Genomic DNA, 15236 nt, shown 5'->3' with positions numbered 1-15236 from the left:
GAGATTGAATGCCCTTCGGCCGGGGATGCGCAAAGTGAAGCCAGCGTGAAATCATGGGCTTCGTGTACCTCGCGAAGCGCTACGCGTTCCAATAGGCCGATGCCTTGATAATCCACGACTGCCTCTCCAGTCGAACAACCTAGCTGGCACTATTCAACGCGATCCGTAAACGAACCGATCACATTGCTAGCTTTACTATCAAGCGGACGGCAATGCAGAGGAGGGCCATATGACGCGCGTGCGGCAGCCCATTGGCAAAAGAGGTAGCCTGAAATGGATACAGCGCGCAGTAAATCGGCATCCCGAAATTCTCGACGATCAGATCACTTCACTGCTGGGCGAAACAGGGCAGATCACATGGCTGTCTCCTCGGAGTGACGACGACTACGCTGAATACCGCGATGACGCGTTTCTCGATCTGATAGGTCACGGAGAATTGCGAGATCGGCTCTCAGAATTTTGGCCGCGGCGTGGACCTCAATGGGACGCACTCGGCAAGACATCATCCGGTAGCGTCCTACTTGTTGAGGCCAAAGCGCATGTCGGTGAAATCTGTTCGCCTGGATCCAGCGCCAGCGCGTTGACTCGCTCGATCATCGAACGGTCGTTGGACGCCACGGCCGACGGCATGGGCGCGAAACCGAAAGCGCCCTGGATCGAAACATTCTACCAACTTGCCAACCGCTATGCGCATTTGAATTTCTTGCGTACAAACGGCGTCAATGCCTGGCTCATCCTTGTCAACTTCATCGACGACACCGAGATGAACGGCCCTAGCAGCGCGGCAGAGTGGCGGGCTGTCTATCAGATCGTGGACCACGTCATGGGCGTGCCAAAGCGCAACCCGATGGGCAAATTCGTGCTCCACATCCATCCATCCGTTGCTGAAATCATTCCATGGGATCAAAGACTCGGCCTTTGACAGTTCGAGCCAACAAATTCGCGATCTCCGCGGGCTTTGCGGCCGGGCATCGAGAACCGGCAGCAAGCAGACCCGCCTGATCAAGTGCCGAGGAAAAGGCTACCCCGGAAAATCGGTTGTTAGTTTCGTCAGACTGCTCGAGGTCCATAGCTTATTCCGATCAGGCCAGCGCGGTCGTCCGAAAGATCCAATGGCGCTGGGACCTGAAGTCGTCCAACGGCAAAGGCTGGGTGAGCTAGAGGATAGATTATCGTGAATGCCGACAAGTGCAACTAGCCGCCCGGCGTCGATAGGGACGCCCGGCCATCATCGGCGAAGTACGACACCGGCAGGTTGATATCTGGTCAACCCTGAAATACCCGAAGTCCGTCCATTCTGAGCGCCACAAGCCCGATTGCCGCGACGTGGGCGGCACGGCGGCGGGTCCTTCGACAATTGGCCGTCCTTGCCAAGCCCCGCGATGCCCTTAGGGAGCAGCCTTTATCCACTCCTTTGGTGAAGATGGCTTAGGTCGAGGTCAGGGTATCGAATGAGCCTAATGTCTTTTGCCAACGAGCGAGCGGTCAGTTGGGTGCCGTAATCGTGCTCTGTCCTTCCCGATGACCAGCCCCCGAGCGCACGTACCGTCTCGTCCGACAGACGCGCTTCACGCATAGCATCACGGTAATTGTGTCGGAATGAGTGAAAGACTTTCTTCGGATGGCTCACCCCGACCTTATCGAGGAACAGAGCGAAGAACTTCGAGAACGGGTCGGACCTGTAACCCGTCGAACCCATTGGAAGTTCTGGGAAGAGCGGCGCCATGGACGTATCGTTCTCTCGCCGATTCTGAACGTATGCAATCAATCCAATACGACGCAATTCGTCGTGGACGGGAACGAAACGAATCCCCGCTTCTGTCTTCGCGCGTTTGGTATCGTCGCCGTCTTCGCTCGCGCGAATCTGAATGATGTCGATTCCGTCCTTCTGCTCGAAATCATCGAGCGTAAGCTGGCATATTTCGTTGAGGCGCATTCCAGAATAGAGGGCAATGAGCGGTACCCAGAAGCGCCCTCTGCGCACGATATTAGGTCCGGAGCGGTTATACCCTCTCTCATCGTTCATGCATCCTGTGAAAAGCGGTGCGCCGAAAATGGCCCGCAGATCGTTCGTCGAGAAAGGCAGCCGCTTGTCCTTGGCCTTCACCTTGGATTTCTGAAATAGGAGCCCGGCAGTCGGATCAATATCAACCATGCCCTCATTGACGGCATATCGGAATATCGCTCCCAGCTGCCGAAGATACCCATTCGCTGTCTCCGGCGACATCTTTGGCAACTCCACTCCCAGTTCCGCCGCCTCTACAATCGACCGACCGGGGAAGTGTTTAGTCGAGTTGCTGGGAACCCGCTCCAGCAGCGCCATGAACTCCCGAACACGCTGTCGGGTGATGTCGCTTAACCGGGAATTCTTTCCGAAGAACTCCAAGAGGACGCGCCACTGCGCCTTCCGTTTGTCAGCAGTCTTGCCCTTTGAAACAGAACGGGTCGGATCGCGTCGCATTGCTTCCATTGCCGACGCGACTGTGGATTTTGCAACGCGTTGGAAAGCCGTCGCTTGCGATAGCGAGGCAAAGGCAGAATCAAGGCCCATGGGCATAGCCGGATACCAGCGGTTCACTTGCCGACGCTCCGCCTCAATCCATGCTTTGTGCAGCAATCGTTGCAAGCTGCGGAAAGTCGGGGACGTAACATCGAGGTCGATTCCTTCGGACTCGATGACCTTCTTGGCTATCGCAAATACGTTGGCCTCCGCAGTCGCCCAAGCTTCAATTTGACTAAGTTCGACCTCTGCGTCGAGCCGACTGGTCGGCATGTCCTGTTGGACACAGTTCCGCCGCTCCTCGCTGACAAACCAGTTGGCCACGAGACGCCACACTTCAGTTTCAGGCAGGTCGCTGACGTGAGCTTGCGCTGTGCGCTGCCGCGCAGCGGCTGTCCACTCAGCATCGAGCTTGACGCGTTCTATGCGGGCCAGTTGCTTCGCCATTCTGAGATCGCCTGTCCCCAAGGACTTCTTGACCTCGGTTTTTCCAACGATTGGCCGAAGACGGTCGGGGACACGCACCCGTAGCCAGTAAACACTCCCGCGCAGAGTTAGGTTGGATGTTCGACCAGCCACCAACGCCCCCATTGTGTACCACCATTGTGTACCACAGTGCCGCGGCAGCGCCTTGAAATCAAACGATTTCTTGCAAATCAACGGCTTGCAAGAGAACTGGTGGAGCCAATCGGAATCGAACCGACGACCTCTTGAATGCCATTCAAGCGCTCTCCCAACTGAGCTATGGCCCCACTCCGGCAGTCAACCGGCGCCGTTGCCGGCGAAGAGATCCGGCGCGGGTTGAGACCGCGCCGTTAGTGCAGGCGGCTTCTAACCCCGCCTTCCGTCAATATCAAGCCTTTAAGAGCCGCTTTTTATCAAGAACCCGCGAAAGTCGGCGGGCGCTGTGTGAGAGGCCGGATCAGACTTCGTCGTCGTCGTCGCCAACGCCGATCATGTCGGCGACATCGTCGTCCTCTTCCTCTTCGTCGGCGAGGAAGGTATCGTCGTCGTCGCCGAGGTCCACATCGTCCTCGTCATCGCCGAGATCGGGAAGATCGTCGGGCTTCGCATCCTCGTCGGCCTCTTCGAGCGAGACGACCTCGACGCCCTCTTCCTCCTCGGCGTCGACTTCCTTCTCGGCAACTTCCTCTTCCTCCTCAAGGGCGGCAATCTTGCCTTCCTCGAAATAAGAGCGGGGATAATTCTTGCCGGTATAGGGCGAGACGATCGGATCCTTGTTCAGATCGTAGAATTTTTGACCCGTCTCGGGGTCGATGCGTTTGGTGCCAAGTTCGGGTTTTGCCACAGCAAGCCTCGTCGATGAAAGTTTGGTCCCCATAACCACAGTTTACGGCGCTGTCAAAGCCTAAAGCCAGCGTCACAAATCCCCGCGTTGAGCGACCTCTTGCAAGGGGATGACCATTTCCGCCCGCCGTGATACGAGACCGCGCAAACCAGAAGAAAAAGGCCGGCCACCGGCGTTTTTCACCCAAGGAAAACCCATGTCGTATACTGCCGCCCCGAAACCGGCCACCGCCCGTAAATCGCCAGCGCTTTCAGGCACAGCACGGGTGCCCGGCGACAAGTCGATCTCGCACCGCTCGTTCATGTTCGGCGGCCTCGCCTCCGGCGAAACCCGCATCACCGGCCTGCTGGAAGGCGAGGACGTGATGCGCACGGGCGCCGCGATGAAGGCAATGGGCACGCATATAGAGAAGCGCGGCGCTGAATGGGTGATCCGCGGCACCGGCAACGGCGCGCTGCTGCAGCCGGAAGGCCCGCTCGATTTCGGCAACGCCGGCACCGGCTCGCGCCTCACCATGGGCCTGGTCGGCACCTACGACATGGAGACGACCTTCATCGGCGACGCCTCGCTGTCCGGCCGGCCGATGGGTCGCGTGCTGGAGCCGCTGCGCCAGATGGGCGTGCAGGTGCTGAAGGCGACGCCCGGCGACCGCATGCCGATCACGCTGCGCGGCCCCAAACACGCCGCGCCGATCACCTACCGCGTGCCGATGGCCTCGGCCCAGGTGAAGTCGGCGGTGCTGCTCGCCGGGCTGAACACGCCCGGCATCACAACCGTCATCGAGCCGGTGATGACGCGCGACCACACCGAGAAGATGCTGAAGGGATTCGGCGCCAATCTGTCGGTCGAGACCGACGAGCGCGGTGTGCGCCACATCTTCATCGAGGGCCAGGGCAAGCTCACCGGCCAGACGATCGCTGTGCCGGGCGACCCGTCATCGGCCGGATTCCCGCTGGTGGCGGCGCTGATCGTGCCGGGCTCGGACATTACAATCGAAAACGTGCTGATGAACCCGACCCGCACCGGTCTTTTGTTGACGCTACAGGAAATGGGCGCCCGGATCGACGTTCTCGAGCCGCGCAATGAAGGCGGCGAGGATGTCGCCGATCTGCGGGTGCGCTACTCCGAGCTGAAAGGCGTCACCGTGCCGCCCGAACGGGCGCCGACGATGATCGATGAATATCCGGTGCTTGCTGTCGCGGCGAGCTTTGCCGAGGGCGAGACGCTGATGCAGGGACTGGAAGAGCTGCGGGTGAAGGAATCGGACCGGCTGTCGGCGGTCGCCGAAGGGCTGAAGCTCAATGGCGTCGACTGTACCGAGGGCGAAGCCACACTGGCCGTGCGTGGAAAACCCGGCGGCAAGGGGCTTGGCCAACATCCGAACGGAAAGAGCACCATCGTCCAGACCCATCTCGACCACCGCATTGCCATGAGCTTTCTCGTCATGGGACTGGCAACGGAAAAGCCTGTCACCATCGACGACCAGGCGATGATCGCGACCAGCTTTCCGGAGTTCATGGGGCTTATGAAGGGCCTGGGGGCGGAAATCGAGTGACAGTTGATGGCAATCAATAGCCTTGGAGTGTGGGACCAAATTGGAACGGCGGCGGGACAGCGCCCCCCTCTGTCCTGCCGGACATCTCCCCCACAAGGGGGGAGATTGGCGACTTGGCCGCTCCGCTCAATCCTGCAACTTAGACAATTGGCGAAAGCCGCGATGACGGCCGATCTCCCCCCAAGTGGGGGAGATGTCCGGCAGGACAGAGGGGGGCGCGAAGGATCGCCACGCCTGTCTGGATCATTGCAATTTTCGGTTACGGTGGGCGGCGAATGACTTCAACCTTCACCATCGCCATCGACGGACCCGCCGGCGCGGGCAAAGGCACCCTTGCCCGCCGACTGGCCGACCATTACCGGCTGAACCTGCTCGACACCGGCCTCACCTATCGCGCGGTGGCGCATGCGCTGCTTCGGCTCGGCCTGCCGCTCGACAATGTCTCGGCCGCCGAGACCGCTGCCCGGCAGGTCGACCTGGCCAAGCTCGACCGGTCGGTGCTGACGGCGCATGCGGTCGGCGAAGCGGCTTCGAAAGTGGCTGTCATCCCTTCGGTGCGGCGCATACTGGTCGAAAAGCAGCGCGAATTCGCCAAGGCGCCGCCGGGCGCCGTGCTTGACGGCCGCGACATCGGCACCGTGGTCTGTCCCGACGCCGACATAAAACTCTATGTGACGGCGAGCGCCGAGGTGCGGGCACAACGCAGGCTGGCCGAGATCGAGAGCATCGGCGGCACCGCCGATTTCGACGATATCCTCGCCGATATCCTGCGCCGCGACGAGCGCGACATGGGTCGCGCCGACTCGCCGCTGAAGCCGGCCGCCGACGCGCACTTGCTCGACACGTCGGAAATGGCTATAGAAGCCGCGTTCCTGGCGGCCAAGGCGATCATCGACGACGTTCTGGCCAAGAGAAACAAAGCCTGAGCCGGGTTTCCTGCCGTTGCCGATTGCCGGCGGCGAAAAGATACCCATATCGGGCACGAACCAGCCTGCCAGCATTCTTCATGCGCCGGAATTGCCGCTTAGGCGGCCAAGGGCTTTTTTGAGGCCCGGAACGCCGGCAGGCCAACGCAACGCTAACCCACGGCGCCCGCCCCGCTTGAGATGCGGGGCATTCCAGGAGAAACTATGTCAGTTGCAAATCCCACTCGCGATGATTTCGCGAGCCTGCTCGAAGAATCTTTTTCCGCCGGCCATTCCGGCGAAGGCCAAGTCGTCAAGGGCACGATCACTGCGATCGAAAAGGACATGGCAATCATCGACGTCGGCCTCAAGGTCGAAGGTCGCGTGCCGCTGAAGGAATTCGGCGTCAAGGGCAAGGATTCGACGCTTAAGGTCGGCGACACGGTCGAGGTCTATGTCGAGCGCATCGAGAACGCGCTTGGCGAAGCGATGCTGTCGCGTGAGAAGGCCCGCCGCGAAGAGAGCTGGGTCCGTCTCGAAGAGAAGTTCACCAAGGGCGAGCGCGTCGAAGGCGTCATCTTCAACCAGGTCAAGGGCGGCTTCACCGTCGATCTCGACGGCGCCGTGGCCTTCCTGCCGCGCAGCCAGGTCGACATCCGTCCGATCCGCGACGTCTCGCCGCTGATGCACAATCCGCAGCCTTTCGAGATCCTCAAGATGGATCGCCGCCGCGGCAACATCGTGGTGTCGCGCCGCACCGTGCTCGAGGAGAGCCGCGCCGAACAGCGTTCGGAAATCGTGCAGAACCTCGAAGAGGGCCAGGTGGTCGAAGGCGTCGTCAAGAACATCACCGACTATGGTGCGTTCGTCGACCTCGGCGGCATCGACGGCCTGTTGCATGTCACCGATATGGCATGGCGCCGCGTCAACCATCCGACCGAAATCCTCAACATCGGCCAGACGGTCAAGGTGCAGATCATCCGCATCAACCAGGAAACTCACCGCATCTCGCTCGGCATGAAGCAGCTCGAGAGCGATCCGTGGTCCGAGATCGGAACAAAATTCCCGATCGGCAAGAAGATCAAGGGCACCGTCACCAACATCACCGACTACGGCGCGTTCGTCGAGCTGGAGCCGGGTATCGAGGGCCTCATCCACGTTTCGGAAATGTCGTGGACGAAGAAGAACGTGCATCCCGGCAAGATCCTGTCGACGACGCAGGAAGTCGACGTGGTGGTGCTCGAGGTCGATCCGGCCAAGCGCCGCATCTCGCTCGGCCTCAAGCAGACGCTCGAGAACCCGTGGCAGGCTTTCGCCAGCAGCCATCCGGTCGGCAGCCAGGTCGAGGGCGAGGTCAAGAACAAGACCGAGTTCGGCCTGTTCATCGGCCTCGAAGGCGATGTCGACGGCATGGTCCATCTTTCCGACCTCGACTGGACCCGTCCGGGCGAGCAGGTGATCGAGGAGTACAATCGCGGCGACATCGTCAAGGCGCAGGTGCTCGACGTCGACATCGACAAGGAGCGCATCTCGCTCGGCATCAAGCAGCTGGCCAAGGATACGGCCGGCGAGGCGGCGACTTCAGGCGAACTGCGCAAGAACGCGGTCGTCACCTGCGAGGTTACCGGCGTCAAGGATGGCGGCCTGGAAGTGCGGCTGGTCGACAGCGGCATCGAGACCTTCATCAAGCGCTCCGACCTCAGCCGTGACCGCGACGAGCAGCGCCCCGAGCGCTTCACGGTCGGCCAGAAGGTCGATGCCCGCGTCATCGCCTTCGACAAGAAGACCCGCAAGCTGCAGGTCTCGATCAAGGCGCTGGAAATCGCCGAAGAGAAGGAAGCGGTCGCCCAGTACGGCTCGACCGACTCCGGCGCTTCGCTCGGCGACATCCTGGGCGCCGCGCTGAAGAAGCAGGGTAGCTAGGTCCACTAACGCCGCGCCTCGCGCGGCCTGTTAAAAAACCCCGCCGGAGCGATCCGGCGGGGTTTTTGTTTGACCATGGTCAGAGCATCGTAACCCCAAACCTGGCAAACCGGTTTTGGGAGATCCGCGCTCAAACAACGAGATATATCAGGCCCTGCCGTAAAGCGGCACCAGTGTGCCGCTCATCGCCAGATTGGCCGGCGAAGCGAGGTAGGCGATCGCTTCCGCCGCCGCTTCGAGGCTGACCCATTTGCCGAAATCGGCGGCCGGCATGTCAGCGCGGTTGGCCGGCGTATCGAGGGTCGAGGGCGCGACCGCATTGACCAGGATGCCCTTGCCCTTGAGTTCTTCCGCCATCGCCACCGTCATTGCCGCGACCGCTGCCTTGCTGGCGGCATAGGCGATCATGCCGGAACCGCGCCGCAGGTCGAGCCCGGCACGCGCCGTGATATTGACGATGCGGCCCGACACGGAAGATTCCAGCATTGAGCGGATCGCCGCGCGGCAGCACAGGAAGGTGGTGCGGGCGTTGGTGTCCATCATTTCGGCAAAAGACGCGGGCTCGATCTTCTCGACCGGCGCGGCGGTGAAGCCGCCGGCCAGATGGATGGATGCCCACAAATCCGTAACACTAACGAAGAACGCATCGACCTTGGCGGGATCGGCGAGATCGACATTGTGCGCCAGCCTGACACGCTCATGTGCCGGGAAGGGAAAATGCGCGGGCGCGGCGGCATGGGCGTTCGGCACATGGCAGATCGCGCCCTGCTCCAGCAGTTTGCCGACAACCGCGCCACCGAGCGCTCCGGTGCCGCCGGTCACCACAACATGCCTGCCGTCCAGTGTATCCGTCATCTACGACCGCTCCTGTCACTCATATGCCGCTGCTCGCCGCCGCCGAAGGTCGCGCCTTTCGCACGATCACTCAACCGAAATCTTGATGACGCAGCGCCGCTTGTGTGCGTCAGAACGTCGGCCATCCGACGCGGATCGCATCCCCAGGCAGACGCTGCCACAGCACTCAATCGATGGTGATCTCGATGACATACGGCAGTCCGGTCGCCCGCGCGCGCTTGAGTGCGTCTGCCAGATGACCGATGCCGGCGAGCCGCTCGGCGGCAATGCCATAGGCCTCGGCCAACTTGCAGAAATCAGGCGGCGCCGGCGAGACGCCGACCGGCTCGACGCCTACATCGAGCATCGAGGTTTCGATTTCGCGATAGCCGAGATTGTTCCAGACGACGAAGATCACCGGCGCCGCAGCGTCGAGCGCGGCGCCCAGTTCCGGCAGCGTGAACTGGAAACCACCGTCGCCGGTGAGACAAACGACCGGCGCATCAGGCACGGCAAGGGCTGCGCCGATCGCCGCCGGCGGACCATAGCCCAGCGCGCCGAAGCCGGTGGCGGCGTTGAACCAGCCTCCCGGACGGTCGTGATCGTAATAGAGGTTGGCGGCATAGACCGGCTGGGTCGAATCGCCGACGATGATCGAACCCGGCAATGCATCGCGGATCATCTCGACGGCGCGGGTTTGCGCCTGGAGGGCCGGGGCCATTTCGGCAAAGGCTGCTTGCCTTGTCGCAGCGGCGCGAGACTGGCCGTCGCCCGATGGCGGCTGGTCCGTACCAATCTCGACAAGCAGCGCCTCGAGTGCTGCGCCGCAATCGGCATGGATCGAAATCCGGGCGGGCCGGCGGGCAAGCTGGTCGGCGCCGATGTCGATGCGGATCAGATTGGACGGCAGGACAAAGCCACCGTCGCTATATCCATCGTAGTCGGTCGGGCCGAATTCGGTGCCGGCGGCAATGACCAGATCGGCCTCGGTCATCAATGCACGCACCGCCTTCAGACTGGGGCTGGCCGGCACGCCGAGCGGATGGCGGTGCAGCAGGCCGCGGGCATTGGCCGTCTGGACAACCGGCGCTCCCAGCCTTTCGGCAAGGCGCTGTAACGGCGCTTCGGCTCTCTTGGCGCCGCCGCCGGCAAGGATCAGCGGGCGGCGGGCAGCCGCGCAAAGTTTTGCCGCCTCTGCTATATCAGCCGGATCCGGCTCGGGCGGCGCGACATTCGTCAGCAAAGCGGCGATGCCGCCGGCCGGCTTGACCATGATATCGGTCGGGATCTCGATGTGCACCGGGCCCGGACGCGACGACGAAAACAGGGCGAAGGCGCGGGCAAGAACGCCCGGCAGTTCGTCGGCGTCGGTGACACGGTGCGAAAACAGCGCGACCTTTTCCATCATGCCGCGCTGGTCGGGCAGTTCGTGCAGATGGCCAAGGCCCTTGCCCAGTGTCGGCGTGGCGTTGACGCCCGAGATCACCAGCATCGGAACCGAATCGGCACGGGCCTGGCCCATGGCGGTGATGGTGTTGGTCAGCCCCGGTCCGGTGATGACGAAGGCGATGCCGGGCCTGCCGCCGGCGCGCGCATAGCCGTCGGCCATGAACCCGGCGCCCTGTTCATGACGCGGGGTGACGTGGCGAATCTTCGAGCGCGCCAAGCCGCGATAGAGTTCGACCGTATGCACACCCGGAATGCCGAAGACCGTATCGACATCATGGGCTTCGAGCAAAGTGATGAGCGCTTCGCCGACTGTCGTCATTGCCTGAGCACCGGACGTGTGAGGCAGGTCGGTCCGCCCTCGCACGCGATGCACAGTGCGTCCGCCTCGAAGGTTGAAACCCTGCAGCCGGCGGCCGCCATGGCCGCCGCCGTCTTCGGGAAGCCGGCAACGGCGATCACCTCGCGCGGCGCGGTCGGCAGCACATTCAGGCTGAGGCCGTTGGAGGCGAAGAACTCCCCGGCGTCGCCTTCGACCAGGCGAATGCCTCGCGCCCGCAGCATCTGGTAGAAGGCAGCCGGCAAAAGCGGTGCATAGACCAGCGCCAGATCGTCGGCCAGCGGACTGATCACCGACATCAGATGCAGGCAGGCGTCCTCGCCATGCCAGAGCGGCAGGTCGTAGCCATAGACCTGAATACCCTTGGGGGTGAGCAGGTTGGCGAGTTGCTGGATGCCGTCCTGGTTGGTGCGCACACCGCGGCCGACGGCCAGAATCCCTGAATCCACCCAGACGCAATCACCGCCCTCGACCTGTCCGGGAGGCTCGATGCGGCCGAGGATTGGTACGCCCATGCGCTTGTAGGCCGCCTCGTGCAGGCCGGGCTCGGCACGGCGCAGCGCCTTGCCCATGGCGAGGATGATGGCGCCGTGGTCGGTCATCAACGATGGATCATGCGTGAAGACCGAATCGGCAAGCCCGTCATCGGCGTCGGTCAGCCATTCGATCGCGGCGCCGGACGCAAGAACCAGCGTCGTCAGCGCCTCATGCTGGGCGGCGGCCTTTTGCGGATCGAAGCCCGCACCATAGTGCCATTCCGATGCTTTGGCGCGGGCCATAGCGCTTGCGGCGGACCGCATCAGCACGCGCTGCAGGGGCCCGGCCATGGACTGCGACCCGTATTCTTTTGCCAACAAGTGCTCCTTAAACGCCCATCCCAGCCAATAGCCACTCAGCGAGCCGTGATCAATGGTCCAAAAAGCATGGTTGACGGAGGCAAGCGGAACGGTACATCTTGAAAATGAGAAGTCTGTCCAGTGATGGTAATGGGTAAAAAATTCCAGCAGCGACGGGTCCAGCCACTTCGTGAGGCACCCCAAAGGTGATAGCGCAAGGCACGGCCCCCGCCCTGAAGCACACGGCGCAGAACGACGCTGCCGAAGCCATCCATGTCGAGAACCTGCATAAAAGATTCGGCGAACTGCATGTGCTGAAGGGTGTTTCGCTGTCGGCGCGCGACGGTGAGGTCATCGCCATCATCGGCGGCAGCGGCTCGGGCAAATCGACGCTGCTGCGCTGCATCAATTGCCTGGAGAACCCGACCAGCGGCATCGTTCGCGTCAATGGCGAAGAGATCCGGATGAAGGCCGACAGCCACGGCCACACCGTTCCCGCCGACCGCAAGCAGATCGAGCGCATCCGCTCCAAGCTCGGCATGGTCTTCCAGAATTTCAATCTGTGGAGCCACATGACGCTCATCGAGAACGTCATCGAGGTTCCGGTGCATGTTCTGGGCGTCAAGCGCGATGTGGCCATCGCCGATGCGGAAAAGCTGCTTGCCCGCGTCGGCCTGGCCGAAAAGCGCGATGTCTATCCGGCCTATCTGTCAGGCGGCCAGCAGCAGCGTGCGGCCATCGCCCGGGCGCTGGCCATCAATCCGCGCGTCATGCTGTTCGACGAGCCGACCTCGGCGCTCGACCCGGAACTGATCGGCGAGGTGCTGAAGGTGATCGGCGACCTGGCACGCGAAGGCCGCACCATGGTGCTGGTCACCCATGAGATGAAGTTCGCTCGCGAGGTCGCGACACATGTCGTCTATCTCTACAACGGACTGGTCGAGGAAGAAGGGCCGCCGGAGCAGATTTTTGGCGCGCCGAAATCCGAAAGGCTGAAGCAATTCATCCGCAACATCGGTTAAGCCGAGGCGGATGAAAACGGGAACAACAACAAACTGGGAGTATTGATATGAAGACGGTTCTGAAGACATTTGCCGCAGCGCTTCTGCTCGGCGTCGCCGCGATGAGCATGGCAAAGGCCGAGCCGGTCAAGATCGGCGTCGCTGCCGAACCCTATCCGCCGTTCACCTCGCCGGATGCTTCCGGCAAATGGGTTGGCTGGGAGATCGAATTCATCGACGCGGTCTGCGCCGAGCAGAAACTCGATTGCGTCATCACCCCCGTCGCCTGGGACGGAATCATCCCGGCGCTGACGACCAAGAAGATTGACGTCATCGCCAGTTCCATGTCGATCACCGACGAGCGCAAGAAGACGATCGACTTCTCCGACAAATATTACAACACCCCGACAGCTATCATCGGTCCAAAGGACCAGAAGTTCGGCGCTACCCCGGAAGATCTCAAGGGCAAGATCATCGGCGTCCAGGTTTCGACCGTGCATGCCGACTACGTCAAGAAGCACTTCACCGAAGCCGCGGAAATCAAGGAATATCAGACCCAGGACGAAGCCAATCAGGATCTTGCCGCCGGCCGTGTCGATGCCGTGCAGGCCGATTCCATCGCGCTCGATGCCTTCCTGAAATCGGATCAGGGCAAGCAATGCTGCGATCTGAAGGGCACGGTCGCGCCGGATCTGGCGATCCTCGGGCCCGGCGTCGGCGCCGGTGTCCGCAAGGAGGACACCGAGTTGAAGGAGAAGATCAACGCCGGCATCAAGGCGATCCGCGCCAACGGCAAATATGACGAGATTTCGAAGAAATACTTCGATTTCGACATCTATGGCGCCGACCCACAGTCGAATTGACGGCGTGCATCCCCGAGCGAACAACCACGCGGCGCAGACAGCGCGCCGTGTGGCTTCGTCGAGCTCTACCTATGCAAGCTTTCCGCTGACGGCATCGCCGGTGGTTTTGGCGCCAGCAATTCGGGGGCGACGCTGATCGACGCATTTCTTCCGGCCTCTGTGGCCCGCATCATCGAACTGCTTTCGCCGACGCCACCCGGGTGGGGCGGAACGCTTCTGGTCGGACTGCTCCACTCGGTCGAGATCGCTGCCGGTGCGTTCGGTCTCGGCCTCGTCATCGGCATTTGCGGTGCGTATGGCAAGCTCTATGGCGGGCCTGTGGTGCGCGATCTGCTGGCAGTCTATACGACGATCGTCCGCGCCGTGCCGGAGCTGGTGCTGATCCTGCTGCTCTACTATGCCGGCACCGATTTGATCAACCAGTTGCTGACGGCAATGGGATATCAGCGCATCGATATCAGCGGGCTGGTGGCCGGCATTGCCGTGCTCGGCTTCGTCCAGGGCGCTTATTCGACAGAGGTGATGCGCGGCGCGATCCTTGCCATCCCGCAGGGACAGATCGAAGCCGCGCGCGCCTATGGCATGTCTCCCGGCCTGCTGCTGCGACGCATCACGCTGCCGGCGATGCTGCCTTTCGCCATACCCGGCCTTGCCAATCTCTGGCTGATCGCCACCAAGGACACCGCCCTGCTGGCGGTCGTCGGCTTCTTCGAACTGACATTGGCCACCCGGCAAGCGGCGGGCGTGACCAAAGCCTATCTTACCTTCTTCCTCGCCGCGGGCGTGATCTATCTTCTGTTGACGCTGGTCTCCAATCTGATCATCGGCCGCATCGAGGTCTGGGCTCGGCGCGGCATGCCCTCGCTCAAGGAGGCGCGTTGATGGCTGTCGAAGCGACCATCGTCAACGTAGCCGCCCGCGCGTCGCTGTGGTTGCAGCCGCACCGCATCGTGCTGATTGTGACTGGACTGGGGCTGGTTTTCGCGGCCGCTTTTTTCATGCGCTGGGACTGGCTGCCGCAATATTACGAAATGGCGCTTGTCGGCCTCTGGCGCACGCTCTGGATCCTCGCCGTCACCTGCACACTGGGCTTCCTGCTCGCCGTGCCGCTCGGGCTGGCGCAGGCTGCCGGCCCGTTCTGGCTCGCGGCGCCTGCAAAGGCCTTCTGCACCGTCATCAGGGGAACGCCACTGCTGCTGCAGCTCTGGCTGCTCTACTATGGGCTCGGCTCGCTGTTTCCACAGTACCCATGGGTACGCGAGTCCTGGATGTGGCCGTATCTCAGGCAAGCATGGCCCTATGGCGTCCTGGCGCTGACCTTGTCCTTCGCCGGTTACGAGGGGGAAGTGATGCGGGGTGCCTTCGCCGGCGTGCCGAAAGGACAGTTGGAAGCGGCGCGCGCCTTCGGCATGAGCCGCTGGAAGATCCTGCGGCGGATCTGGCTGCCACAAGCCTTCTACCGGGCGCTGCCGACGCTGACCGGCGAAACCGTGCTGCAACTGAAATCGACGCCGCTGGTGGCGACCATCAGCGTGATCGACATATTCGCCGTCTCGTCAAAGGTGCGGCAGAGCACTTTCCTCACCTATGAACCCTTGCTGCTCCTGGCGTTGATCTATATGGCGATCACCGGCATCCTGGTCTTCGCCCTCGGCAAGATCGAGGCGCGGATCCCGAACAAAATTGGTTGATAGGGGAGTAGGGGAGTAGGGGAGTAGGGGAGT

At 62.0% G+C, this 15236-nt stretch carries 13 protein-coding genes and 1 tRNA gene; 8 read left to right on the top strand and 6 right to left on the bottom strand.

Features of this window, described 5'->3' with window-relative positions; genetic code table 11:
• Positions 1-229: 229 nt before the first annotated feature.
• On the top strand, positions 230-922 hold the full coding sequence (locus AC0L18_RS30340; protein ID WP_473495437.1) for a hypothetical protein: 693 nt from the start codon (positions 230-232) through the stop codon (positions 920-922).
• A gap of 480 nt (positions 923-1402) precedes the next feature.
• Here AC0L18_RS30340 and AC0L18_RS30335 read toward each other — a convergent pair whose 3' ends face one another.
• From AC0L18_RS30335 to AC0L18_RS30325, 3 genes are all read right to left on the bottom strand, one after another.
• Complete coding sequence (locus AC0L18_RS30335; RefSeq protein ID WP_473495436.1) at positions 1403-3091, bottom strand: DUF6538 domain-containing protein; 1689 nt, start codon at positions 3089-3091, stop codon at positions 1403-1405.
• An 85-nt stretch (positions 3092-3176) separates the two neighbouring features.
• Positions 3177-3252 (bottom strand) — tRNA-Ala (locus tag AC0L18_RS30330).
• A 170-nt stretch (positions 3253-3422) separates the two neighbouring features.
• Positions 3423-3809, bottom strand: a complete 387-nt coding sequence (locus tag AC0L18_RS30325; RefSeq protein ID WP_027151510.1) for a TIGR02300 family protein — start codon at positions 3807-3809, stop codon at positions 3423-3425.
• A gap of 196 nt (positions 3810-4005) precedes the next feature.
• On the opposite strand from AC0L18_RS30325, the gene aroA reads away from it, so the two are divergent.
• From aroA to rpsA, 3 genes are all read left to right on the top strand, one after another.
• On the top strand, positions 4006-5364 hold the full coding sequence (aroA, locus tag AC0L18_RS30320) for a 3-phosphoshikimate 1-carboxyvinyltransferase (protein ID WP_473495435.1): 1359 nt from the start codon (positions 4006-4008) through the stop codon (positions 5362-5364).
• A 275-nt stretch (positions 5365-5639) separates the two neighbouring features.
• Positions 5640-6290, top strand: a complete 651-nt coding sequence (gene cmk, locus AC0L18_RS30315) for a (d)CMP kinase (protein ID WP_027151508.1) — start codon at positions 5640-5642, stop codon at positions 6288-6290.
• A gap of 204 nt (positions 6291-6494) precedes the next feature.
• Entirely contained in the window at positions 6495-8192 is a 1698-nt protein-coding gene (gene rpsA / locus AC0L18_RS30310; protein ID WP_027151507.1) for a 30S ribosomal protein S1, read from the top strand.
• Positions 8193-8339: 147 nt separating this feature from the next.
• Here the strand turns inward: rpsA and AC0L18_RS30305 are convergent, their stop codons facing one another.
• The 3 genes from AC0L18_RS30305 to AC0L18_RS30295 form a co-directional block, all read right to left on the bottom strand.
• Positions 8340-9047: an SDR family NAD(P)-dependent oxidoreductase gene (locus AC0L18_RS30305; RefSeq protein ID WP_023796777.1), complete on the bottom strand. Its 708-nt coding sequence runs from the start codon at positions 9045-9047 to the stop codon at positions 8340-8342.
• Positions 9048-9213: 166 nt separating this feature from the next.
• Positions 9214-10794 (bottom strand): 5-guanidino-2-oxopentanoate decarboxylase, encoded by a 1581-nt coding sequence (locus tag AC0L18_RS30300; protein WP_473495434.1) that lies wholly within the window; start codon positions 10792-10794, stop codon positions 9214-9216.
• Positions 10791-11639 (bottom strand): dimethylarginine dimethylaminohydrolase family protein, encoded by an 849-nt coding sequence (locus AC0L18_RS30295; RefSeq protein ID WP_473495455.1) that lies wholly within the window; start codon positions 11637-11639, stop codon positions 10791-10793. Before AC0L18_RS30295 ends, AC0L18_RS30300 begins: the two co-directional genes overlap by 4 nt.
• Positions 11640-11857: 218 nt before the next feature.
• On the opposite strand from AC0L18_RS30295, the gene AC0L18_RS30290 reads away from it, so the two are divergent.
• From AC0L18_RS30290 to AC0L18_RS30275, 4 genes are all read left to right on the top strand, one after another.
• Positions 11858-12670: an ABC transporter ATP-binding protein gene (locus AC0L18_RS30290; RefSeq protein WP_473495454.1), complete on the top strand. Its 813-nt coding sequence runs from the start codon at positions 11858-11860 to the stop codon at positions 12668-12670.
• 47 nt (positions 12671-12717) lie between these two features.
• A complete protein-coding gene (locus AC0L18_RS30285) occupies positions 12718-13512 on the top strand; it encodes a transporter substrate-binding domain-containing protein (RefSeq protein ID WP_128168366.1) in 795 nt (264 codons plus the stop codon).
• Positions 13513-13671: 159 nt separating this feature from the next.
• A complete protein-coding gene (locus tag AC0L18_RS30280) occupies positions 13672-14394 on the top strand; it encodes an ABC transporter permease (RefSeq protein WP_208602491.1) in 723 nt (240 codons plus the stop codon).
• Positions 14394-15203 carry an ABC transporter permease gene (locus tag AC0L18_RS30275; RefSeq protein ID WP_473495433.1) on the top strand — a complete coding sequence of 270 codons (810 nt, stop codon included), beginning with the start codon at positions 14394-14396 and terminating at the stop codon, positions 15201-15203. The genes AC0L18_RS30280 and AC0L18_RS30275 overlap by 1 nt, the downstream gene beginning before the upstream one ends.
• Positions 15204-15236: the final 33 nt, after the last annotated feature.

It is taken from the genome of Mesorhizobium sp. WSM4819 (assembly GCF_055811215.1).
This window is presented reverse-complemented; position numbering and strand designations above follow the sequence as displayed.

Excerpts from the sequence above, each read along its gene's own strand:
- AC0L18_RS30340 (WP_473495437.1), top strand. The coding sequence starts at position 230 with ATGACGCGCGTGCGGCAGCCCATTGGCAAAAGAGGTAGCCTGAAATGG.
- AC0L18_RS30335 (WP_473495436.1), bottom strand. The coding sequence starts at position 3,091 with ATGGGGGCGTTGGTGGCTGGTCGAACATCCAACCTAACTCTGCGCGGG.
- aroA (WP_473495435.1), top strand. The coding sequence starts at position 4,006 with ATGTCGTATACTGCCGCCCCGAAACCGGCCACCGCCCGTAAATCGCCA.
- cmk (WP_027151508.1), top strand. The coding sequence starts at position 5,640 with ATGACTTCAACCTTCACCATCGCCATCGACGGACCCGCCGGCGCGGGC.
- rpsA (WP_027151507.1), top strand. The coding sequence starts at position 6,495 with ATGTCAGTTGCAAATCCCACTCGCGATGATTTCGCGAGCCTGCTCGAA.
- AC0L18_RS30305 (WP_023796777.1), bottom strand. The coding sequence starts at position 9,047 with ATGACGGATACACTGGACGGCAGGCATGTTGTGGTGACCGGCGGCACC.
- AC0L18_RS30300 (WP_473495434.1), bottom strand. The coding sequence starts at position 10,794 with ATGACGACAGTCGGCGAAGCGCTCATCACTTTGCTCGAAGCCCATGAT.
- AC0L18_RS30295 (WP_473495455.1), bottom strand. The coding sequence starts at position 11,639 with ATGGCCGGGCCCCTGCAGCGCGTGCTGATGCGGTCCGCCGCAAGCGCT.
- AC0L18_RS30285 (WP_128168366.1), top strand. The coding sequence starts at position 12,718 with ATGAAGACGGTTCTGAAGACATTTGCCGCAGCGCTTCTGCTCGGCGTC.
- AC0L18_RS30275 (WP_473495433.1), top strand. The coding sequence starts at position 14,394 with ATGGCTGTCGAAGCGACCATCGTCAACGTAGCCGCCCGCGCGTCGCTG.